Source organism: Lactobacillus selangorensis (genome assembly GCF_001437205.1).
GTDB lineage: Bacteria > Bacillota > Bacilli > Lactobacillales > Lactobacillaceae > Paralactobacillus > Paralactobacillus selangorensis.
The window spans coordinates 104,038-125,697 of record NZ_JQAZ01000004.1 but is presented as its reverse complement, the minus strand read 5'-3'; the positions used below and the strand labels follow the sequence as shown (position 1 = coordinate 125,697).

The window sequence follows — 21,660 nt, the reverse complement described above, 5'->3', positions numbered from 1 at the left end:
GCATAATAGGCTTACCATCCGGTTCCCAATCAGGGAGGAATTGCAATGACTTCTGATCATTGGGAACAACAATTGATTGAACGGACGGCACAACGGGACAGCGAAGCTTTGCAAAGCTTGTTTGAACGTTATCTGCCAATGGTCCGTAAAATGTTTTGGCCGTATTCGCTGCGACTGTTTGATGAAGATGATTGGCTGCAGCGGGCTCGGTTTGTTTGTTATCGGTCGTGCTGTATTTTCACACCACACCGCGGGTCGCGTTTTGCGAGTTTTTATCAGTTCAACTTGCACAACGAACTCAATAGTTTGGTCCGTTATGAGCTGGCGCAAAAGCGACTGGCTCAGAAACAAGCTTTATCCTACGAGGTGCTCTGCGAGCAGTCTGCGGACGGAATCGAGCGGCAGATCGAATTTAATGCCATGATTAGTCAATGTGATGAGATTCGGCATTATTACGTCGAAATGTTGTCACCGTCGGAACAAGCGGCTTTGCGGGTCTTGCTGGGCGAATACAGCGAGGCTGAAGTATGTGCCCGATTTGACTGGACACCAAGGCAGCTGCAAGGCGCGATGCAACGGTGCCGGCGCAAGTACCGCCAGTATTTTAACGTTTAAAAAAGATCGGAGTTCCGATCTTTTTTTGTAATCGGTCTGTAATTGACAGTCTTTCAACAAGATGATAGAGTGAAGAAAGTTAATCATTAAACAAACTAGAGGAGGCAGCGCAATGGCTGAAAAGAAAGTTGCATTAGCTTGTACTGTTTGCGGTTCACGAAACTACACAGTCTCAACGAATGCCAATCGGACGGAACGCTTAGCACTCAAAAAATTCTGCAAGCATTGTGGAAAACATACGCTGCATCGGGAAACTCGTTAAGGAGTAACTGAATATGAAGTTTTTAAAGAGTGTTGTGGAAGAAATGAAATTAGTCACCTGGCCGACCTTTAAGGAAAACCGGCGTGATACATGGACGGTCATTGTGACGTCAGTCCTGTTTGCTGCGTTCTTCGCAGTCATCGACTGGGTAATCGAACAGCTCTTGAAACTATTTATTTTAAAGTAGGTTCAAAAAGCAATTATCTGGTATAATAGTGGTGAGGAAAACTTCGTGTGACGAGGTTTTTTTATTTTGCCTTCAAATAAAAACAATAAAGGAGTGCTGTAAACATGGCGCAGAGCGGTGTCGATTCAACAAAGAAAGAATGGTATGTCCTGCATACTTATTCAGGTTACGAAAATAAAGTGAAAACCAACTTGGAATCTCGGGCTAAGACAATGGGAATGGAAAATAACGTCTTCCGTGTTGTTGTTCCTGAAGAAGAGGAACATGAAATCAAAGACGGCAAGGAAAAGACTGAAATGAAGAAGACCTTCCCTGGTTATGTTTTGGTTGAAATGATTATGACCGATCAGGCTTGGTTCGTCGTTCGGAACACACCAGGTGTCACTGGCTTCGTCGGGTCCCATGGTGGTGGGAGCAAACCGACACCACTGCTGGACAGCGAAGTTAAACAAATCTTGCATTCATTGGGCATGAGTACTCGCCATAGCGATGTTGACTTCAAAGTCGGCGATTCCGTTACCATCGTGGATGGTGCGTTTGCCAAACTTGAGGGCAAAGTCACTGAAGTCGATAATGAAAAGATGAAGCTGAAGGTTAACATCAACATGTTCGGCCGTGAGACAAGTACTGAACTCGACTTTGATCAGGTCGATAAAAACTAGGTTTTTAAAAGAGGCGTGAAAAATGCAGTTTCTTCTTTTGGGGGCAGCTGTGTTGCTGGCTGGCATCATTGCTTTAGGTTGGTGGTTTTTACGAATCGGCCGCATTTCGAAGCAGCCGCTGGTGACGGATCAAGCCGATGTTGCTTATCAAACGGTTCCGACGGTTTTTGTGCACGGATACAGCGGCAACCGGCTGTCATTTGGCCGAATGCTGGCTCGGTTTGAACATTTGCACATTGCCAAAAAGGAAATTGTGTTTCGGGTCCGCAAAGATGGGACGCTGCTGCAGACTGGTCATTTGTCGCATCGGCGTGATAATCCAACCGTGCAGGTCTTGTTTGAAGATAATCGAGCCGATGAACAAAAACAAAGTCTGTGGATTGCCCGCATCATGAACCGACTTAAAAACAATGAAGGGGCCGATGCAGTCAATTTGGTCGGTCATTCGATGGGCGGCGTCAGCATTTTACGCTACTTGATCGTTTATGGCCGTAATCCGCATTTGCCGCAGACACCGAAAATGGTTGCCATTGGGGCGCCCTTTAATGATTTGGAATTAGGCAAAGACGGCAAAGAAGTGTTTGTCTACCAATTAACTGATCAGGGACCCAGTCATAAAGCACCAATCTATCAGTTTTTTGAACAGCGGCTTGATGCGCTGCCACGTGATCTGTCGTTTCTGAACATTGCTGGCAACCAATTGCGGGGCGGCCTGAACGATGGTTCGGTGGCAGTCGAAAGCAGTTTTGCGATTCGTTTCTTATTACAAAAACGCATCAAAAGTTATCAGCAGGTGGTGATTCGCGGCGCACGGGCCGCCCACAGCCTGCTCCATGAAAATACGGTCGTCGATCATGACCTGACCGAATTTTTGTGGGAACCGACCGATGCAGGAGGAAATTAAAATGAAAAAGGTTGTACTGTACATTGCGCAAAGCCTTGATGGCTATATTGCCGACAAAGAAGGCAGCATCAATTGGTTTGGTGGTCAAGGGACCGCAATGATCGATGACCGCACTTATTTTAAATTTATTAAAAAAATCGATACGGTCATTATGGGCCGCCACACTTATAATCAGATTGTCAATGAATCGTCGCCCGATAGCTGGGCTTATCAGGGGATGACGTCCTATGTATTGACCCGTAAGCCACGTCCGGATACGGATGAAATCAAGTTCATTCAGACAGATGCAGCCCATTTGGTCAACGATCTGGTTGAAAAAGGCGGCAAGGATATTTGGGTCGTCGGCGGCGCTACAATCGTCGATGAGCTGATTAAGGCCGACCTGATCGATATTTATTGTATTGCGACGATGCCGATCATTTTAGGCGCCGGCAAGCGTTTATTTGAATCGGAAACGTCCGAAATTCCGCTGCGGTTAGTGAAATCAAAGACGCATGACGGAATCATCACGTCCGTTTATAAGCGGCGCGAAGAGGATGATGCGGACTAATTTTCAGCAAGTCGCCCTTGTGTAATCGTCGGAATCATGTTAAATTAGTATTTGTATGTTTTACGTACAAGTGGGAGGCCAAATTTAGAAGGCCATCTAACCACATCACGGACTCAAGGAGGTATGTCTCGTGGCTAAAAAAGTTGCACATATCGTTAAATTACAGATTCCTGCTGGGAAAGCAACACCTGCTCCCCCAGTTGGTCCAGCATTAGGCCAGGCAGGGATCAACATCATGGGCTTTACCAAGGATTTCAATGCCCGTACTGCTGATCAAGCCGGAATGATCATTCCAGTTGTCATCACAGTTTATGAAGATCGTTCATTCGACTTCATCACAAAGACACCGCCAGCAGCTACTCTTTTAAAGAAGGCAGCCGGTGTTGAACATGGTTCAGGTGAACCGAACACGAACAAAGTCGCTGAAGTCACCAAAGACCAAGTGAAACAAATTGCTGAAACAAAGATGCAAGACCTAAACGCCGCAGATGTTGAAGCTGCTATGCGCATGGTTGAAGGTACTGCACGGAGCATGGGCTTTACTGTTAAAGACTAATTTCTGTACAGACGGATTTTCAATGAAAGTTGAATAATCAGGTGGAAGGAGAAAATGCTTTCTCCATTGACCACATTTGCAAGGAGGAAAAACCGGAATGGCTAAAAAAGGTAAAAAATACATTGCCGCTGCTAAATTAGTCGATAAAGACAAATTATACGCAGCCAACGATGCAATTTCTTTAGTAAAGAAAGCAAGCTATGCATCATTTGATGCAACAGTTTCTGCTGCATATCGTTTAAACATCGATACCAAGAAGGCGGATCAACAGATTCGTGGTGCCGTTGTACTTCCTAATGGGACAGGTAAGACACAAACAGTTGTTGTCTTTGCTGAAGGCCCACAAGCACAACAAGCACAAGACGCTGGTGCTGACTTTGTCGGCAGCGACGACTTGGTACAAAAGATCCAAGACGGCTGGTTGGACTTTGATGTTGCTGTTGCAACACCACCAATGATGGCCAAAGTGGGTCGTTTAGGCCGAATCTTAGGACCGAAAGGCTTAATGCCAAACCCTAAGACTGGGACTGTTACAATGGACGTTACAAAAGCTGTCAATGATATCAAAGCTGGTCAGGTCACATATCGTGCCGACAAAGCTGGTATCGTTCATGCACCAATCGGCAAGGTATCCTTCGATGACGACAAGTTATATGAAAACTTGAAGACATTGAACGATGTCATCTTAAAGGCTAAGCCAGCTTCAGCTAAGGGGACTTACATCCAAAGCTTAAGCATCGACCCAACCTTTGGCCCTGGTGTTCATATCGACACAAACTCGTTCAAGTAATCAGCGCGTGAAAAGGAGTTTCTCCATTTGGAGAAACTTCTTTTTTTGTGGTTCAAGTCGATTTAGGGGGGCACTATTTCAGTAAATTTAGGAATTTAGCTTGACACCTTCCGGATTTCATGGTAAGTTTATTTATGGTTATTTTCTACCTAAGACTCAGGTGACGGAAACGTCTTAATATCCTGCCGAGGAATGAACGAACGTATTCAACCTCTATGTCTTGGTGGCATGGAGCTTTTTTTTACGAAAAAGTGACAACCAAAAAACAAATGGAGGTGAATCATAGATGAGTGAAAAGATTATTGCTGAAAAAGCAAAAGTCGTTGACGGTATCACAGAACAATTCAAGAACGCTGCTTCTGTTGTTGTTGTGGACTACAAAGGCATGAATGTTGAACAAGCAACTGCATTACGTAAAGAATTACGTGACTCAGGCGTCAAGCTTGAAGTTATCAAGAACACATACCTGCGTCGTGCCGTTAAAGCTGCTGGCTTCGAAGAATTAAACGATTCTTTCGTCGGCCCAACAGCTGTTGCATTCTCTAACGATGATGTTAGTGCGCCTGCTCGTATCTTAGCTAAGTTTGCTAAGGATACCGGCACAATCAAACTGAAGAGTGGTTTGATCGAAGGCAAGTTTGCAACACTCGACGAAATCCAAGAACTTGCCAGCTTACCAGATCGCGATGGGATGCTCTCAATGCTGCTTAGCGTATTGCAAGCACCTGTTCGTAACGTGGCTTATGCTGTTAAGGCTGTTGCTGATAAGAAAGGCGAAGAACCAGCTGCTTAATCAGCTCGTTTGAAACCGCACTTAATTTAAGAATCATCCAAAAAATGGAGGAAAACAAATATGGCTTTAGATGTAAATAGCATTGTTGATCAATTAAAAGATGCAACAATCTTAGAATTAAACGATTTAGTTAAAGCAATCGAAGACGAATTCGGTGTTTCTGCAGCTGCTCCAGTTGCAGCTGCAGGTGCTGCTGGCGGCGACGATGCTGCAACAAAGGACAGCTACGATGTTGAATTAACAGAAGCTGGCCAAGAAAAAGTTAAGGTTATCAAGGCTGTTCGTGAAATCACAGGCCAAGGCCTTAAGGATGCTAAGGGCATGGTTGATAATGCTCCTACAGTTATCAAGGAAGGCGCAACTGAAGACGAAGCTAACAAGATCAAGGATCAACTTGAAGAAGTTGGCGCTACAGTTACATTGAAGTAATTATTGTCCTCGTATAACTAATTCAGCCACTCTATATACGCTCAACGGCGGTATAGGGTGGCTGTTTTTTTGTCTCCAAAATGGATAGAAGGAGATAGAGCGGGACAATTTGGCGGTACCGATACGGTACAAACTAGTTTGTACCGTCAAGATCGTTATTCGTGGTCGGAACGCCGTCCAGTATAGTACCCTGGATCCCGTCGATCACTTTCAACGCGCCGCGCTTGCTTGGACGTGTATACGAGTTTGTCATCGAGATGTTTTGGTGTCCCAGCCAGTGCATAACGGCCATTGACGGGAGCTTGTCATCGCGTGCCGTCGTCGCAAAGTAATGCCGCAGCATGTGCGGATGTACCTTTATCCCACACGCCTTTGAGACACGCCTCATCATGACGTTAGCATAAGCAGGATAAATCGGGATGCCCGTTTTCTCTGCGACGAAGAGAAAGCTATCGTCCTTGACCTCACGGTGGTACTTGCGACAGATATTCTTCGATGTGAGGATCGCGTAGCGAATCAGGTCAATTATATCCCCCTTGACATAGATCGTTCTATAACTGGCCCTTGTTTTTAATGGGCCGCCTTCTGGCTGTGCGACAGTGCGTGCTTCATCAAAGGTGATCGCGCAGACTTCCTCGCCTGTGGATTCATCTGTGGAAAACTCGAAGGAGTTATACTTCAACCCGCAGAGTTCCTCACGTCGCTCACCGAGCGTCAGCATGTATAAGATTGCGATCTGATAGCGGTCCAACATCTTTTCGGCAGTCTCCATGTAAGTGCGATATTCCTCGACTTCAAGCGACTGATCCGCGGGATCCTTTCCACCATCGATCGCAATTTTACGCAGTTTATTTTTGGCGATGATGTCCTCGTTTTCAGCTCGGTTCAGAAGCATCTGTGTCACCGAATCAATCGTCACGATCGTTCGATAAGCGAAGCCTTGCTTGATAAGCCCATCAATGAAACGTTGGTATTCGTTGCGGTTTAGATCGTTTAAGGCCGTTCTGCCAAAGCGCGGGCTTATGTGCTTGCTGTAATTGTAGTCCTTCGAGTCGACCGTGGACTTACGCCAGACTCCCAGTTCGATATTGCGCTTCTTGACTCGCCCGTACCACTCATCGAGCGAGATCTTACCAGTTACGACGGTTCCAACCTCACCTCTGGCAATTTTGGCCTCAAAGGACTTGAGCACCATATCGGCCTCACGCCAAGACGACAGACCACTTCTTGTGAACTCGTCGCGCTTTCCTTCACTATTTTTGAATCCTCGCCTTACGCCGTATCTCGTCCCCTTGACCGTGGTGTAGCTGTAAACACCGGGATGCTTCTTCATTGGCGTCCATTTTCTTATATTTTATCCTCCTTAATTTGTGAACTTTCGGCCTACAAATTCAAACATATGTTCGATTTACGACTAAAAATAAAAGCCCAAAGTGGGCAGTCCCTCCGCGGGAATCGAACCCGTTTAAACACCAGTGGGGGTGCTGATTTAATCTTTTAAATTCATTTTAGTGTGCATGAAGTTCGTTTTAGCGATTGTATCGCCACTTTCATCTTTTATATAAACGATCGGCATGTCATATCCATATTTATTGGATAATCGTTTCACGGCACTGTAAGAACTGCGTGCAACCATGTCCTGATCGCTCTTTGATGCTGTGTATATCGAATCATCAAGAATGAAGGTCACGGAGTTCGGCACGTTATCTTTGATTGCAGCCACTTTTATGTCCTTTAAGGTTCCGTCAGAACCGCTTATTGTGTCCGTTAGTTCGGTTTGGAAAGCAGTGTAATTATCCGCCAATGCAGATTCATCGTGCTTAGAAACGGCCTTTTCTGATTCAGAAGCCGCCCGTGAGCTTTCTGCCTGTTGCTTCGTTTTTGCGTTGGGTTCCACATAAATCGTTTTCGATTTTTTAGTCGATTTGCTTGTTACACTTTTAATCGCCGACAGGGTGAGCTTCTTTTTTGAAGAACCAACAAGTATATATTGAAACGTAAACTTTCCCTTTGAATCCGCCGTCGTTTTTTGGGTTCCGTCAGCTTGAATAATGTAGTTAGGATTCGTTTTTCCAGTGATTGTTGCCATTCCATATTGATTAGCTGTAAAAGCGTCTTTCGATGACAAGGCTGTCTTTGCTGTTTTCTGTGATGCACACCCAGTCAATCCAAATGCAAGCAAAACCCCCAGAACAAAAACCCAATATTTTTTCATTTTCATTTCTCCTTTTTTGGTGGTTATTTCCCGGCGTAGACCGATGCTCTTACAATGCGTCCGTCAGATTGTTGTTCTGCGTCAACGTGATAGTATTTTTGGACTTTCTTCGAGTAGTATACCGACCCAGATACGTGTTTTAGATCTGGTTGAGTTACCTTGCGATAGTAGTCGAGTGCGCTATCTTCTGCTATTGCGGACGAGTCCTTTTTAAACGGAAAGGTGGCTGAAACGACCTTCTTTTTGTCATTGACCGAAAGCAAAGCTTGCCCACTTCGATAGAATCCGTTTTTGTCCTCTTTTAGGCTTGATGACACCTTATAGCCAATTCGGTTTTCGTTTGCATTTTGGCTACTTGATCCACAAGCTGCAAGGCCAACTCCCATAAACAGAACCGCAAAAAATAAGTAGATCTTTTTCATTTATAATTCCTCCAAAATTATCAGCTTTTAACGTCATCAGGATCTGGACGGTATTTTATTCGTCTAAATGCTTATATTTGAGGCCGTAAGCAGATCCGACTTCGTGCAAATAGTCAACCTGAACTCCCAATTCTTCGGCCACTTCATAATCATCGTCGACATCTTCTTTAGATGCTTTTTTTATTTTATAGAAGGGAACGTGATGTTTCATTCCCCAAACTCGTGCTTCTTTTTCTTGAACGAGATTGCTCAATGAATCATATTCGCTGATGTCTCCAGTGGTAGTCATGATGTGTCCTAATTCCTCATATAGCCACTGAAGCTGCAATCTAGGGGATAAATTCGAGTTTATTGTGATCTCGTTTCCAAGTGTTATTCCGCCCATACGATCAGGCATAGGCTCAAAAGAAAAAGAAATCTGCGGATACTGAGAAATCAATTCTTCAATATCGTTCATTCAACATCAATCCTTTTGGCTATGTTTTTTTGCGTATTGGGCTTTTTTAAATTCGATATATTCGTGAATTTCTTGCTGAGTCTCTGCGTCCATATCTTTTAATTCGCCATCGAGATGGGCGGCAACCGTTACATTTTCATCTAGCTTAACGTTATGGCCCAAAATATAATCTGTTGTTACATGAAAAAGGTCTGCTAGTTTAACCAAATCTTCATTTCCAACATTGCGTCTATCGGTTTCCCAACTTGTAACAGTGCTTTGGCTTACATTCATTTTTTCCGCAAGCATTGGTTGGGTCATTGAGTTTCTTTTTCTAAGATAAGCAATTCTTTGACCGGTAGTCATCTGAAAACACCTCCATGATTAGCATTATAGCTTGTACTATGAGTAAACGCAAAAATAGTTCAATTATTTGTACTATTAGTATTGACTTGTACCATTAGTAGTATTGCTATATGTACATAGGGTTGAGAAAGGGGGGCTGATAAATGGAATTAAAAAGAATCCGTGAAAAGCGCGGAATGACCCAAGAACAGCTTGCTGATAAGTCTGGTATTTCAATAACGATGATTCAATCGTTGGAAACTGGCAGACGTGTAGGATCTGTGAAAACAATCATCAAGCTTTCTCAAATCCTTGGTGTAACAACCGATGACCTTTTGCGTCCCCTTGAAAATACTAATAGTAGTATTTGACAGGTCGAACATGTACTAATCATAAAACTACAAATCGTGAAAGGGTGTTTTTCCCCTTCACAAAAAGAAAGACCGTGATCGAATTGGTAGATTTACAAGCTGTCAAAGTCGAGCTTCAAAAAGCGATCGACCGGCAGCAACTAACTAAGGATCAACTAGCGCATTTCATTCATACGACGCCTTCTAATATTTCTAACTTCTTGAACCCGAACCGTGGGATTCCAGATGAAAGACTAAGGGAGTTGTCGGAAGCACTGGACGATGTGAGATTCAGGTTCGTTGTTGCTTCGTATTTCTCGCAGATTGATCTGTTGGACAACAGCAACGAATACAACGATGATCCACAGTCACGATTGGCTGCGATTGATAGTAATGAACTTTCAGTGAGCGAGGCCCGTAAGAGGGCACGCGAGTTGCTATCAAAAAGTAAAAAGACCTCGGACGAGTTTAGTGAGCTTCAAAAGTGCATTTTGAGAATCTATTCGGAATCCAAGTTCGACAGTTTGTTCGTAGTCAGCGCAATGGCAAGCATTGGCGCCGACAGCATGAACGAAGCCTTATAGGAGGTAAGCACAATGTCATCAGTATTACAGCTTAAACCAGACGAAGAGACCCAAAACGGTCTGATGAATCTTATCGCTAAACAGGTATCAAACATGTTGGCCGATACGATCAAGAAGATCGTCAAGCAGGTCTTTTCCGAGGAGTACCAGCACGATGAGCTGCTTGACAAGAAGACGCTTGCCAAAGAGGTGCTCCATTGCGACCCGGGCAGTGTCGATGAGCTTTTCGCCACGCAGCATGGTTTCCCATACATGCTTAAGGGCAGTCGAATCGTGTACTCACGCAAGGCGGTCGAGAAGTGGATCGCCGACAATCAACGATATTTTTAGGAGGAAAAATCATGAAAATGAGCATTCTTGAAGCTTCATTTATCGAAGCAGCAAAAGAGCATAACCGCGCCGACCGGGCACTCATCAACGAGCGCAACCGAGCACGAGCAACAGGCCGTGACTTAGACATCGCCTACGTCAACGAACAGATCCGCAAGCGCAACCGTGCCGACGAGCAGATGAACGCGATCAGAAAAACCCTCAACACAAAAGCGGCGTTGACGGTATGATCCAAGTCAGCATTGTAGCCGGCATGAGCCTTGTCGGAGTGGTCATGATGATCGCCGACACGGTATCAATCGAGAAGCACGGCGAGACAGTCGAGAAAAGAGTGTACAAAAAAATCGCTCATGGCGGGAACCACGAGCGATAGACAGTAGAATATTTTCAAAAATATTTGTACCTCTATCTTATCACAAGCAAGGAGGAAAACAAGATGGGTTTAGTTGAGTACAGCTACGACCAAATGCTTGAACACGAAGCGACACGCGACCTTTCAAGCGTGGAAGAACCAGAAGAACAAGAGCGGAACCAATCCGAGAACATCGGGGACTGGAAGGGTTATGAGATCAACTTCGACAATGTCTACTATCAGACGAGTGACAATGGCGATCTTATCGCTTCTAACTACGAACAAGACGGGTTCTGGATAAATCCCCTTGAGTATCTGATCGAGAAGCGAGGAGCGTGTGAGGCCTATACGCCGGACGGCAAGAAGGTTTATGCGTGCCTGTCTAAGAGCGGCAAACTGATCGTATTTACCAATCGCGAGTCAGAAGAGGCCTTGCGAGAGATCTGCGGTTATGAGCAGCTCGGACGTGAAGAGCTCGAAGAATTGGACGACGAAGCAAACGGAGGCGAAGAGTAATGGCAAGTAAACAACAGATTGCGAACACTCCAGTTAAACGGCTGGTGGAATCTCCAACGATTCAAAACAAATTCAATGAGGTTTTAGGGAAGCGTGCGCCACAGTTTATTCAGTCTTTGCTGAACGTTGTGAACGGAAATCAACAACTTCAAAAGGTGGATCAGGGAACGGTAATTGCTTCTGCAATGGTGGCCGCGTCTTTAAACCTACCGGTCGATCAGAACCTAGGCTACATCTACATTGTTCCGTATGGTGGCCGTGCTCAACCGCAAAGGTTATAAGGGCTATATCCAGTTAGCCCAGCGATCGGGCCAATACAAGCATTTAAACGCTATTGCGGTATATGAAGATGAGTTCAAAGGATTCAACCCCCTTACGGAGGAAATCAAGTATGAACCAAACTTCCGAGATCGTGATGCTGGGGAACAACCGGTTGGCTATGTTGGTTATTTCCAACTCGTGAATGGGTTCGAGAAAACGGTTTATTGGACGCGTAAGCAGATTGATGACCACCGCAAGCAGTTCTCAAAGATGAGCGGTAAGGACAAGCCTACTGGAGTTTGGGCGTCCAACTTTGACGCAATGGCCTTGAAGACAGTGCTACGCAACTTGTTGAGTAAGTGGGGCCCGATGACTGTTGACATGCAGACCGCGGTTGTGTCCGATGAGGAATCTCCAGAACCTGTCGATGTGACCGATTCTGTTGAAGATACCGAGGAAGCAAAGGCCACACAGCTTGCGGCTTCATTTGCTAGTGATCCTGAACCGGTTACCGAACCGAAAGAGGTTCAAGAGGTAGGGGGCAAGGATAATGCCGAACAGCAAGAAATCTTTGAACAGCCAGCTTATTAAGCTGACCCCCGAAAACTATTACACACAAGAAACCGATCTCCAGTATATGTCGGCTTCCTTGTTCAAGGGGTTCGCGGCCTGTGAAGCGTCAGCCCTTGCACAGCTAAAAGGGGACTGGAAACCAACTTCAAATCCTACGGCGCTGTTAGTCGGTAACTATATCCATTCTTATTTTGAGTCAAAGGAATCTCACGAGAAGTTCGTTGATGAAAATAAGGAGGCCATGCAAACGAGGTCTGGTGCGTTTAGAGCACCTTACAAGCATGCTGACAAGATGATCGAGGTTCTGGAAGCTGACCCGTTCTTCATGAACGCGTATCAAGGCGATAAAGAAGTGATTGTTACAGGGGATCTGTTCGGGAAGAAGTGGAAGGGCAAAATCGACTGCTTAAATCTCGATAAAGGTTACTTCGTGGATCTCAAGACCACTGCCGATATTCATAAGCGTTTCTGGAGCATTGCAGACCATAAGTGGGTGTCTTTTATTGAATCCTACGATTATGTGCTTCAAATGGCCGTATACACGGAACTGATACGTCAAACGTTCGGTGTCGATTGTACCTGTTTCATCATGGCCGTTTCAAAGCAAGACCCGCCTGATCATGCGGCAATCTATATCGAACCAGAGCGGTTTCAGGAACGAATGGAGTTCATACGCGACTATCAGCCGCGAGTTCAACAAATCCTTGCAGGAGAGATTGAGCCAGAGGCGTGCGGAACGTGTGAGTATTGCAGAACAACTAAGAAGTTAAAGAACTTCATCACGATTGACGATTTAATCGACTAGGAAGGAGGTCAAGCATTGGATTACTTCAAACAACGACGGGCATACCGTAAGTTGAAAATGGTTGAAATAGATGTCTCCAACGGCCAAAACAATCTGTATCGCGAGTTATTAGACTATGCGAACGACGAAGGCAAGTCAGACTGTCTATTTCCCATGAAAAACTTCGCATTGCTTAGTCTGACAGGACTATCCGAGGCCGGCCTCAAAAAAGCACGTAATGAATTAGTTCAGTTGGGACTAATTGAATATGTGAAGGGGATAAAAGGAAAAAAGGTGCCCCAATATCGAATCATAAAACTGTATCAGGATAAGCAACTGGCTACTACTTCGGCTACTAGGAATGAAAAAAGTAGCTCAAGTAGTACAGATAAAGTAGCTCAAGTAGTAACCCAACCAGAAGCTCAAGTAGTAGCTCATAAAGAACTTACTACTACCGACCCTGACTTGACTGGTACTGACTCTGTTGTCGTAGATGACACCGCAGCTAATGAATCATCTCTCCCAGAATCGAAAGCCAAAGGACAGGGCGCTGTAGATCTCTGGCAGAACTTGTGGGGATTTCCTAACGCAGTGGCCATGGAGGATTTATCCGGATGGTTAACGGAGTTTGGCGATGATCTGGTCAGTTTCGTGATCAGATATGCTGCTAAGTACAATGTTCAGGCTAAAGGTGCTGACCGGTACCTAGAACGCGTTTTTGAAGGTTACCGTAAGGAGAAGATTGACACGGTGGCTAAAGCAGAGGAAGCCGCGAAGAAACATGAACAACGAATGAAGTCGAGTTATTCGGCGCCTAAGCGTACTTATGGGCGTCAGCCACGCAAGGAAGAAGTTCCCGATTGGCTCGCAAAGCAGGAAGCTGAACGGAAAGAACACGAGAAGGCAGAACGAGAAAAAGCTGCGGCTAAAACGCCAGCAGAAAAACAAGCGGAATTTGAAAAAAATCAGCGAAAAGTTGCCGATCTTCTCTCTGATAGCACCGAACGGCTGAAAGAGTTACGTCGTAAACGCGAGGAGGCGAAGAACAATGCCTGAAACAGAGTATCACTCGCGCTACGATGTCATGTCGCTTGCTCGTGAGTACGAGGACTTGAGAGACGTGCCCGACGATGATCCGCGATTGCTTAGAATCCGTGAGCACGCTGAACAGTGGGTCCGATCACCACAAAAGCCAGCTCGCTCGCGTCGATCATACGAAATCTGGGAAGACGACTACATTACAGATAACTACATGCGTCTCTCGCTAGACACAATCGCACGTCACTTACAGCGCACGACAGCAAGCATTTCGACCAGAATTGGCCGATTGCACAACTGGGGAGAACTTGAGTACAAAAACAAAACGAAAGCAGGAGAAAAATAATGACAAAGAAAATCACATTTACACAAAATACCGACGAAACACCAGAAATCAGTTATGAAGGCTTCACAGAAGGCTCTGCTATTGCGGCTGTAGCTGTATCTCTGGCCTTTATGGTCAAGCATGCGAAGTTCCCGGCCGAATTAGCGGTCGCAGCGTTTGAGACGCAGGAAGAGCAACTTGACGATGATACGCCAATCAAAAACGTCCATCTCGATCCGCACGAAGAAGACTTGCGTGCAGCGGAAAAGATGAAATTTATTGCAGATTTGCTTCGAGCCGCTCATGAACCAGAGCAGAAAACAGAAAGCCCAATTCCAGCGACTGTTAAGGAAGAGACCTCAATCGACTTAGACCCCAACGATGACGGCTTGACCTTGGCCGACTTGATCAAGGCCTTGTTCGAGGAGGAAGAAAAATGAGCGAAAAAAAAGTAACGGTTAAATTATTAGGAGAAGGAAAAGACCTTGGTGCCTCTGTAAAAATAAAGGGCCTTAATCCAACAGAAGCGACATCATTATTGATTGCCGGAATACTTACAACCGCTGAAAAAGCTGGTATTTCCGTCTCTCTGTTGACAACGCTTATTAAGGTGGCAGCAAATCCTAATGGCACTGAAATTCTTCTAAACGCCGAAAAACGAGTAAAGGAGGCACACGATGAGAGAGATTAAGTTTCGCCAATGGAATACAGATGAAAACGAGTATTTTTACGCGGATCCCGGAACGATTGACTGGGAATGCCTCTATGATGTTGAAAATATGGAGCAGTATACCGGACTGAAAGACGTAAATGGCAAGGAAATCTACGAAGGCGACTTTGTTCATATCACTGGGGAACACTGGATTGCCAGAATGCCGATAACAGATGACTATTATTCGGCGGTATTTTTTGAGGGTGGAATGTTTGCGGTCAAGTCCGATGAGGAACCGGGGAAACATATACCAGATGGAAACTTTGGATATGGGACGTGTCATCAGATACGCCCATTAGCAGAGCTAGTTGAAGAACAAAGCATGAACGATATGAGCGTTGAGGTGCTCGGCAACATTCACGAGAACCCAGAATTGTTGGAGGATATGGAATGAAAAAGAAAATTGTTGTGTTTGCGTCATTACTCGTAATGGGAGTGTCGCTTGCCGGATGTTCAGAAGCTGATGAATCTGCAAAAGCACAAGAAAACTCACCATTGAAGTTTACTTATAACCAAGATAGTAATGGGCGTGATTCAACAAAGATTATTCATGATAAAGAAACCGGAGTTGAATACATCGTCGTTGAGTCACGAAGTGCTGGGGAAGACGGCAAAGTGGCAGTTACGCCGCGTTTAAATGCTGATGGAACTGTTTATCACACGGAGGTGAAGAAATGATCAACCGAGTAGTGCTTTGCGGTCGCCTTACACGTGATCCAGAGTTGCGCTACACACAAAGTGGTGCCGCTGTTGCATCGTTCACCGTTGCGGTAAACCGTCAGTTTACCAATGCACAGGGCGAACGTGAGGCGGACTTTATTCAATGTGTGATCTGGCGTAAATCAGCCGAGAACTTTGCTAATTTTACCCATAAAGGGTCGTTAGTCGGAATTGATGGCCGTCTTCAAACTCGCAACTACGAGAACAAGGAAGGCAACCGCGTTTATGTGACCGAAGTGGTCGTAGATAACTTCTCACTACTGGAATCACGCGCAGAGAGCGAGCAACGGCAACGTGACGAAGGCAGTGGCTATTCAAATAGCAATCAGGACAATTACAGCCAAAGCAAACACCCGGCCTCACAAGGCAATACAGGGACACAAAACAAACAGGCAGATCCATTCGCTGGTAACGGTCAACAGATCGACATTGATGAATCGGACCTTCCGTTCTGATTGGAGGCGAAAACATGAACAAAGACATTTTCGTGATCAAAGTCGGTAACATGTTTGTTCGAGAATTTGGATTTATGGACGCGGTTCCGTATCGCTTAGAGCTTGTCCAGGATATTGAAGATGCGCTTCCATTCGGATATGACGATCTTGACCGTCCTCTTGCCGAAAACATTGCACGGCATACCGGTGGAAAGTTTATTTTCTTAAAACACGTTCAGGAAGCGCTGAAAGACAAGCAACGACGGGAGGCATTAGATGCAGGCAAGACCGACAGCGCTAAATAAGCGCGGCAACAAGGTGCTGTTAGACGGGTACAAGTTTGACTCGCAGAAGGAAGCGTACATTCTATACATGTTTCCTAAAAGGCAAAGTGCCTTATCTTGACGTTCATCCGCGCTATGAAATCGTCAAAGGCTTCGAGGCCGCTATGCTGAACTTCGCTAAAGTCTCATACACGCCCGACTTCATCACGTATGACGATGAAGGAAACGTCGCTCACGTCTTCGATGTGAAGAACTCATTCGGCATATACGGCATTGACGCAAGCAATCGGCTTAGATTTAAGCTGTTTACCCGTGCAACCGGTTATCCGGTAGAAGCAGTCGTTGTGAATAAGAACTCGTTTAGAACGAAGCTCATGGGCGCTACAAGTCATGTCAAAGAGTTCAAGCATACAGATGTGAATTACCCATCGATACTTAAGCAAATGCAAGCAGAAAGGGAGAGTTGGTAATGGCGATCGGAGTTCTAGCAATGCTCATCTTCATGATGGCCATGACGTCATCAATTAATCGGTAGTATGAAAAAAGCCGCCCATTGCGGACGGCATACATAATCTAAGCAGATCAATCATATCATAAAGGGGTTGTCACATTGGCAGAACATTACGAAATGGGGACTTTGTTTCCAGAGATCGACAAGAAAAAGACGGTTGCAAAAGTAAACAGATTCATGAAAACAGGGTTCCCGCGTGCAGTGCGTCAAGCTGGCAGCTCTATGAACGATTTACGATCGCCTAATTATGACGGCATGCCTAAGGGAAGCAGCGGCGGCAATGCGGTTGAAGAGACGATCACACGCCGTTTAATCTCGCAGCAAGTTGTTCAGCGTGTTATTGAAGCGATGAGCCACTGTAGCTCGTTCAGCAGAAAGCTACTCCGAATGTTGTACTTCAATGATGGTGATGTTCGTGATTGGCAAGTGGAACAAAAAACGGGGTATGCGCACACTCGTTACGAGTATTACAAAAGCAAGGCGTTGCTTGAATTTGCCGACGCATATATGTTAGACGACCTGCACGAATATCTATAATTACTGAACATTTAGTGAACAATGGCGGAACGATACACGTATTTATTCGGGTTATATTAGTAATGTGATAATTCGGCAACGAGTTATCGCGGGTGTCCGATCAGACTCCGGCACCCTTATCAATACATAATCACATTCCCATGATTACATACCCGTGTGGGCAACCACAAAATCTATCGGGTAGAGCCTTAGCTATTGCGAAGGTTTAATTCAGCAGGCTGTACGGGGTTCGAATCCTCGTTCAGTCTTATGTCGCTCTCAAATGAGGCAAACAGCCCAGAACAGTAATACAGCGGCGCCGGGGCTTTCTTAAAAATTATCTGTGAGTGCAGTTTCGGAAACATGGTCCCGTGAGGCCACGAAGGTTCGACTCCTTCTACACCCGTTGCCGATCGCGGAAAAGGTCGGCAAACAAAATACATGTGATTTCATTTTTACTCCTTTCAATGAGAACCGTTGACCGTTTCGAAGTGTAGACTTCAGACGGCCATCTGGGGGCGGTGGGTGTTCGGCTTCGGCCGTTCTGGGGTTCGATTCCTCACGTCCCCATTGAGCTGGTTTCATGTCAACAGGCCATTTTGTGAGAAAATTTAGCCCTGTTTTACCAGCTCAAAGCAAATGATCTTGCTCATTTATGATTGCCCGCGTGTGGAAAGCGTGGGCTTTTTTAGTACATAAGAATCGAAAGAAGGAAACGTGATGGACGAACACACAACTTTGGCAATTTGGATGGAAAGTGGAAAGACACTGCAATTTATTGACGTTACTGATTTTAATGATAATGCCACAACGGTTGAATTTAGCTATTTTGGGCAACGTTCACAAGAGAAACGTCATGCAATCTTTAGAAAAAATATGATTGCTGGCTATGCGGTTACAGAATGAGACCAACTCACACGAAGTACGGCTATGAAACGGCAGAATGGGCCAGAGCCGACGCAAGACTAGAAAAGTGGCTGAAACGAAAGAAGGCACGGGACACCAGTAGACGTAATACAAATGCCGGTAAAACAGCAATTTATGTCCCCAGTGTCCCATCTAAATAAATTTGACCAGAAATGGGAAGGATGTGTGGTGATATGTAATGGTTAAGAGTAAAAAATCTGCTGGCCGTCCGTCCACAATCACACCAGAAGTGCTGTCGAAATTAGAAACGGCGTATCGAAGCAACTGCACCGATGTGGAAGCTTGTAATTTCGCGGATATAACTACCATGTCTTTGTATCGTTATCAGAAAGCAAATCCAGATTTCGTTAGTAAAAAAGCACGCTGGAAAAAGGGGCTAAAAGGTCGCGCAAAAATGGCTATCGCAATGAAGATATTTGGCGGCGATTCAAAGACGTCACAGTGGTATATCGAGCATGAAGAACGTGCTGAAATGAACAAGGCTAACGTCAAGAGATTACAAGCTGAAACTAAAAGGACACTGGCCGAAGCTCAAATGGCCGAATACAAGGCTAAGATTCTTGAGGGCGGTCGGAGTACGGATATTAACATTCAAATTGGGGGCGATGACGATAGCAATTAACATTGCGATTAAAGACCCCAAACAAGTGTTCAATGACGACTTTTACAGTCGCCTTTTTGATTACGATAATTTCACAGAAGTTTATTATGGTGGAGCTTCCAGTGGAAAGTCGCATGGTGTGATTCAAAAGGTCATTATCAAATGTTGCCAAAGCTGGGAGATTCCACGCAAGGTACTTTGGCTCCGCAAAGTTGGTGCGGCCGTTAAGCTGTCTATCTTTCAAGACGTCAAGGACGGGCTCGCTGATCTGGGGTTATTGCCCTTTTGCAAAGTGAATAATTCAAGCTATGAAATCGTGCTCCCGAATGGGGCATTGTTTATCTTTAAAGGGCTTGATGATTCCGAAAAGATTAAGTCAATTAAAGGGATCTCCGATGTTGTCATGGAGGAAGCTACCGACTTTATCCTTGATGATTACACTCAACTCGTTCTTCGTTTACGTGAAAAGAAGCAGAAGAAACGTCAGATTTTTCTGATGTTTAACCCCGTTTCAAAATTGAACTGGGTTTACAAAGAGTTCTTCGAAGGTGCGGCTCCGGCCGGTACGAAAGTTATCCAGTCAACGTTCCTGAACAACCGGTTCCTCGATGATGCTGTGAAGCAACACATTATGGACCTGGAGCGAACTAACCCCGCTTATTATCGTATCTATGCGCTGGGAGAGTTTGCAACACTAGACAAGCTGGTTTTCCCTACGTTTGAGAAGCGGCGGTTGGATCCGCATTCTGACGAGTTGAAGGAACTTCCAGATTACTTCGGCTTGGATTTCGGTTATACAAATGATCCTACATTCTTTGTAAGGGTCAAAGTCGACATGAAGAAAAAGAAGCTATATTTCATCGAAGAGATGTGCCGGAAGGGAATGCTGAACGATTCCATAGCACATGCGATTAAGAGCATGGGTTACTCGAAGGAAGTCATCACTGCCGATGCTGCCGAGCAAAAGTCTATTGCTGAAATCAAGCGTGACGGGATTCGTAGAATTAAGGCCGCCAAGAAAGGCCCTGATTCGATTATTCAGGGGATCTCGTTCATGCAACAGTTCGAAATCATCGTTGATGATCGGTGCGTGAAGATTATCGAAGAGCTGGAAAACTACACGTATATCAAGGATAAGCAGACAGGGGAGTACACTAACACGCCTGTCGATTCATACAATCATGGGATTGATGCTACGCGTTACGCACTCGAACCTCTTAATGGCTCAGCTAACCCGCGTGCCAATACATTCAAAAATTATTACTTCTAGGAGGTGTTTTTTATCGCAGATACAAAAGTTGGCTCTGGAATGGTAAGCAATTCTAACGTGTTCACGTTCCCCGTTGGCGAGGAGATGACCACCCAAGATCTAAAAGACTTCATCGAATATTATGACGGCACAATCAAGCCTGAATTTGATGACGACTACAAACTTTACGTTGGCGACCACGATATACTTCATCAGGCCAATAAAACTATTGGAAGGCCCGACAATCGGATCGTGGCTAATCTTGCCCATTACATTGTAGAAACGTTTAACGGCTATTTTATAGGTGTTCCACCAAAAATCGGGTTTGATGATACAAGTGCAAACGAACAGCTTCAAGATTGGCTTAACCAAACTTCATTTGTGGATAAGCTAAGCGAAGTGGCAAGGCTTTCCGACATCTATGGGAGGTCTTTCTTATTCGCTTATCAAGACGAAGAGAGCCAGACACGGGTTGCGTTCAGCGATGCTCGCAACACCTTCATGGTCTATGATGACACGGTTGTTCATAACCCTATTGCGTTTGTTCGCTATTCTTACACGTCAGACCATGAGTTAAGCGGATCCGTCTATTATGCAAATAGTTACAGCGCCTTTGATGATAATGCCCATTATGTTGATGAGAAAGTCAATCCGTTTAAGGCCGTTCCCGCTGTTGAGTTCTACGACAACGAAGATAGGCAATCAATCTTTGACAACGTTAAGACCCTGATTAACGGGCTGGATAAGGCTTTGAGCCAGAAGGCCAATCAGAGCGAGTACTTCGATAATGCGTATTTGAAGATGCTCGGATTAGAGCTTCCAGAAGACGAAGACGGGAACCCAATCGTAAATTTAAGCGACAACCAGTTGATCTATTCCAAGGATATTGATTCCAAAGATGCCGATGTTGATTTCCTGACTAAACCTGACGGAGACGTTATCCAAGAACATTTAATCGACCGACTTACTGATTTAAGCTACCAGATCTCTATGGTCGCGAACTTAAACGATGTGGCATTCTCTGGCAACTCAAGCGGTGTGGCCTTACAGTACAAGCTGTTGCCAATGAAGAACCTTGCTTCGAACAAGGAACGAAAGTTTACGGAATCCTTGCGAAAGATGTTTGAGGTCATTTTCGGCGCTGGCACAGTTCTAAAGGGAGATTCGTCTGACAAGGTAAAGGATTTGCTGTTTCAGTTTAACCGCAATTTGCCAATCAACATGGCAGATGAAGCCACTACGGCGGCGACCCTTGAAGGGATTGTATCGAAGGAAACACAGCTCAAAGGTTTATCAATTGTTGATGATCCTAAAGCTGAAATCAAACGAATGCAGAAAGAACAGGTCGCGACTATGCAAAACGCTACGAAGTCTAAGCTGGATTACACCGATGACCTGAACAAGCCAGAAGAAGTGAAGTGATTTGA

34 protein-coding genes, 1 pseudogene and 1 other annotated feature are annotated in these 21,660 nt (G+C 45.1%); of the genes and pseudogenes, 30 read left to right on the top strand and 5 right to left on the bottom strand.

Going from position 1 to position 21,660, the window contains the following annotated elements; genetic code table 11:
* The first annotated feature begins 45 nt into the window (after positions 1-45).
* From IV40_RS06705 to rplL, 10 genes are all read left to right on the top strand, one after another.
* A complete protein-coding gene (locus IV40_RS06705; protein ID WP_057769764.1) occupies positions 46-615 on the top strand; it encodes a hypothetical protein in 570 nt (189 codons plus the stop codon).
* Positions 616-727: 112 nt separating this feature from the next.
* Positions 728-877 carry a 50S ribosomal protein L33 gene (gene rpmG, locus IV40_RS06700; protein ID WP_057769762.1) on the top strand — a complete coding sequence of 50 codons (150 nt, stop codon included), beginning with the start codon at positions 728-730 and terminating at the stop codon, positions 875-877.
* 13 nt (positions 878-890) lie between these two features.
* A complete protein-coding gene (gene secE / locus IV40_RS06695) occupies positions 891-1,064 on the top strand; it encodes a preprotein translocase subunit SecE (RefSeq protein WP_057769760.1) in 174 nt (57 codons plus the stop codon).
* 104 nt (positions 1,065-1,168) lie between these two features.
* Positions 1,169-1,726: a transcription termination/antitermination protein NusG gene (nusG, locus tag IV40_RS06690; RefSeq protein WP_057769758.1), complete on the top strand. Its 558-nt coding sequence runs from the start codon at positions 1,169-1,171 to the stop codon at positions 1,724-1,726.
* 22 nt (positions 1,727-1,748) lie between these two features.
* Positions 1,749-2,630 (top strand): alpha/beta hydrolase, encoded by an 882-nt coding sequence (locus tag IV40_RS06685; protein WP_057769756.1) that lies wholly within the window; start codon positions 1,749-1,751, stop codon positions 2,628-2,630.
* A 1-nt stretch (position 2,631) separates the two neighbouring features.
* Positions 2,632-3,180 (top strand): dihydrofolate reductase family protein, encoded by a 549-nt coding sequence (locus IV40_RS06680; RefSeq protein WP_057769754.1) that lies wholly within the window; start codon positions 2,632-2,634, stop codon positions 3,178-3,180.
* 130 nt (positions 3,181-3,310) lie between these two features.
* Positions 3,311-3,736: a 50S ribosomal protein L11 gene (rplK, locus tag IV40_RS06675; RefSeq protein ID WP_057769752.1), complete on the top strand. Its 426-nt coding sequence runs from the start codon at positions 3,311-3,313 to the stop codon at positions 3,734-3,736.
* A gap of 97 nt (positions 3,737-3,833) precedes the next feature.
* The gene (gene rplA, locus IV40_RS06670) at positions 3,834-4,526 is read left to right on the top strand and encodes a 50S ribosomal protein L1 (RefSeq protein WP_057769750.1); all 693 of its coding nucleotides are present in this window, start codon (positions 3,834-3,836) and stop codon (positions 4,524-4,526) included.
* A gap of 130 nt (positions 4,527-4,656) precedes the next feature.
* Positions 4,657-4,776: a sequence feature (ribosomal protein L10 leader region), on the top strand.
* A gap of 36 nt (positions 4,777-4,812) precedes the next feature.
* Entirely contained in the window at positions 4,813-5,319 is a 507-nt protein-coding gene (gene rplJ, locus IV40_RS06665; RefSeq protein ID WP_057769748.1) for a 50S ribosomal protein L10, read from the top strand.
* 60 nt (positions 5,320-5,379) lie between these two features.
* Positions 5,380-5,748 carry a 50S ribosomal protein L7/L12 gene (gene rplL, locus IV40_RS06660; RefSeq protein WP_057769746.1) on the top strand — a complete coding sequence of 123 codons (369 nt, stop codon included), beginning with the start codon at positions 5,380-5,382 and terminating at the stop codon, positions 5,746-5,748.
* Positions 5,749-5,881: 133 nt separating this feature from the next.
* Here rplL and IV40_RS06655 read toward each other — a convergent pair whose 3' ends face one another.
* The 5 genes from IV40_RS06655 to IV40_RS10605 form a co-directional block, all read right to left on the bottom strand.
* The gene (locus tag IV40_RS06655; protein WP_057769744.1) at positions 5,882-7,081 is read right to left on the bottom strand and encodes a tyrosine-type recombinase/integrase; all 1,200 of its coding nucleotides are present in this window, start codon (positions 7,079-7,081) and stop codon (positions 5,882-5,884) included.
* 156 nt (positions 7,082-7,237) lie between these two features.
* Positions 7,238-7,963 (bottom strand): putative periplasmic lipoprotein, encoded by a 726-nt coding sequence (locus tag IV40_RS06650; protein WP_057769742.1) that lies wholly within the window; start codon positions 7,961-7,963, stop codon positions 7,238-7,240.
* Between the two features lie 23 nt (positions 7,964-7,986).
* A complete protein-coding gene (locus IV40_RS06645; protein WP_057769740.1) occupies positions 7,987-8,385 on the bottom strand; it encodes a hypothetical protein in 399 nt (132 codons plus the stop codon).
* Between the two features lie 55 nt (positions 8,386-8,440).
* Positions 8,441-8,842, bottom strand: a complete 402-nt coding sequence (locus tag IV40_RS06640) for an ImmA/IrrE family metallo-endopeptidase (RefSeq protein WP_057769738.1) — start codon at positions 8,840-8,842, stop codon at positions 8,441-8,443.
* Between the two features lie 6 nt (positions 8,843-8,848).
* Positions 8,849-9,187, bottom strand: coding sequence for a helix-turn-helix domain-containing protein (locus tag IV40_RS10605; RefSeq protein WP_082617814.1), 339 nt, complete (start codon positions 9,185-9,187; stop codon positions 8,849-8,851).
* Positions 9,188-9,330: 143 nt separating this feature from the next.
* Between IV40_RS10605 and IV40_RS06630 the strand changes: the two genes are divergently transcribed.
* From IV40_RS06630 to IV40_RS06530, 20 genes and pseudogenes are all read left to right on the top strand, one after another.
* Positions 9,331-9,537, top strand: coding sequence for a helix-turn-helix domain-containing protein (locus IV40_RS06630; RefSeq protein ID WP_057769736.1), 207 nt, complete (start codon positions 9,331-9,333; stop codon positions 9,535-9,537).
* 74 nt (positions 9,538-9,611) lie between these two features.
* Entirely contained in the window at positions 9,612-10,100 is a 489-nt protein-coding gene (locus IV40_RS06625) for a helix-turn-helix domain-containing protein (RefSeq protein ID WP_057769735.1), read from the top strand.
* 12 nt (positions 10,101-10,112) lie between these two features.
* On the top strand, positions 10,113-10,430 hold the full coding sequence (locus tag IV40_RS06620) for a hypothetical protein (RefSeq protein WP_057769733.1): 318 nt from the start codon (positions 10,113-10,115) through the stop codon (positions 10,428-10,430).
* Positions 10,431-10,441: 11 nt separating this feature from the next.
* On the top strand, positions 10,442-10,660 hold the full coding sequence (locus tag IV40_RS06615) for a hypothetical protein (protein ID WP_057769731.1): 219 nt from the start codon (positions 10,442-10,444) through the stop codon (positions 10,658-10,660).
* A 206-nt stretch (positions 10,661-10,866) separates the two neighbouring features.
* Positions 10,867-11,298: a hypothetical protein gene (locus IV40_RS06610; protein ID WP_057769729.1), complete on the top strand. Its 432-nt coding sequence runs from the start codon at positions 10,867-10,869 to the stop codon at positions 11,296-11,298.
* Positions 11,298-12,150: pseudogene (locus IV40_RS06605) on the top strand (recombinase RecT). The gene IV40_RS06610 and the pseudogene IV40_RS06605 overlap by 1 nt, the downstream one beginning before the upstream one ends.
* Positions 12,110-12,937, top strand: coding sequence for a PD-(D/E)XK nuclease-like domain-containing protein (locus IV40_RS06600; protein WP_057769727.1), 828 nt, complete (start codon positions 12,110-12,112; stop codon positions 12,935-12,937). Before IV40_RS06605 ends, IV40_RS06600 begins: the two are co-directional and overlap by 41 nt.
* A gap of 15 nt (positions 12,938-12,952) precedes the next feature.
* Positions 12,953-13,972, top strand: coding sequence for a DnaD domain protein (locus IV40_RS06595; protein ID WP_057769725.1), 1,020 nt, complete (start codon positions 12,953-12,955; stop codon positions 13,970-13,972).
* Complete coding sequence (locus IV40_RS06590) at positions 13,965-14,300, top strand: hypothetical protein (RefSeq protein WP_057769723.1); 336 nt, start codon at positions 13,965-13,967, stop codon at positions 14,298-14,300. The genes IV40_RS06595 and IV40_RS06590 overlap by 8 nt, the downstream gene beginning before the upstream one ends.
* Complete coding sequence (locus IV40_RS06585; RefSeq protein WP_057769721.1) at positions 14,300-14,719, top strand: hypothetical protein; 420 nt, start codon at positions 14,300-14,302, stop codon at positions 14,717-14,719. The genes IV40_RS06590 and IV40_RS06585 overlap by 1 nt, the downstream gene beginning before the upstream one ends.
* The gene (locus IV40_RS06580) at positions 14,716-14,970 is read left to right on the top strand and encodes a hypothetical protein (protein WP_057769719.1); all 255 of its coding nucleotides are present in this window, start codon (positions 14,716-14,718) and stop codon (positions 14,968-14,970) included. The genes IV40_RS06585 and IV40_RS06580 overlap by 4 nt, the downstream gene beginning before the upstream one ends.
* A complete protein-coding gene (locus IV40_RS06575; protein ID WP_057769716.1) occupies positions 14,957-15,385 on the top strand; it encodes a YopX family protein in 429 nt (142 codons plus the stop codon). Before IV40_RS06580 ends, IV40_RS06575 begins: the two co-directional genes overlap by 14 nt.
* Positions 15,382-15,669, top strand: coding sequence for a DUF6440 family protein (locus IV40_RS06570; protein ID WP_057769714.1), 288 nt, complete (start codon positions 15,382-15,384; stop codon positions 15,667-15,669). The genes IV40_RS06575 and IV40_RS06570 overlap by 4 nt, the downstream gene beginning before the upstream one ends.
* Entirely contained in the window at positions 15,666-16,166 is a 501-nt protein-coding gene (gene ssb, locus IV40_RS06565) for a single-stranded DNA-binding protein (RefSeq protein ID WP_057769713.1), read from the top strand. Before IV40_RS06570 ends, ssb begins: the two co-directional genes overlap by 4 nt.
* A gap of 14 nt (positions 16,167-16,180) precedes the next feature.
* Complete coding sequence (locus IV40_RS06560) at positions 16,181-16,450, top strand: hypothetical protein (RefSeq protein WP_057769710.1); 270 nt, start codon at positions 16,181-16,183, stop codon at positions 16,448-16,450.
* Between the two features lie 589 nt (positions 16,451-17,039).
* A complete protein-coding gene (locus IV40_RS06550) occupies positions 17,040-17,477 on the top strand; it encodes an ArpU family phage packaging/lysis transcriptional regulator (protein WP_057769706.1) in 438 nt (145 codons plus the stop codon).
* Between the two features lie 699 nt (positions 17,478-18,176).
* Positions 18,177-18,362 carry a hypothetical protein gene (locus tag IV40_RS06545; protein WP_057769703.1) on the top strand — a complete coding sequence of 62 codons (186 nt, stop codon included), beginning with the start codon at positions 18,177-18,179 and terminating at the stop codon, positions 18,360-18,362.
* Between the two features lie 199 nt (positions 18,363-18,561).
* The gene (locus IV40_RS06540; RefSeq protein WP_057769702.1) at positions 18,562-19,005 is read left to right on the top strand and encodes a hypothetical protein; all 444 of its coding nucleotides are present in this window, start codon (positions 18,562-18,564) and stop codon (positions 19,003-19,005) included.
* Complete coding sequence (locus tag IV40_RS06535; protein WP_057769700.1) at positions 18,989-20,254, top strand: PBSX family phage terminase large subunit; 1,266 nt, start codon at positions 18,989-18,991, stop codon at positions 20,252-20,254. The genes IV40_RS06540 and IV40_RS06535 overlap by 17 nt, the downstream gene beginning before the upstream one ends.
* A gap of 84 nt (positions 20,255-20,338) precedes the next feature.
* Positions 20,339-21,655, top strand: coding sequence for a phage portal protein (locus IV40_RS06530; protein WP_082617858.1), 1,317 nt, complete (start codon positions 20,339-20,341; stop codon positions 21,653-21,655).
* The last annotated feature ends 5 nt before the right edge of the window (positions 21,656-21,660 follow it).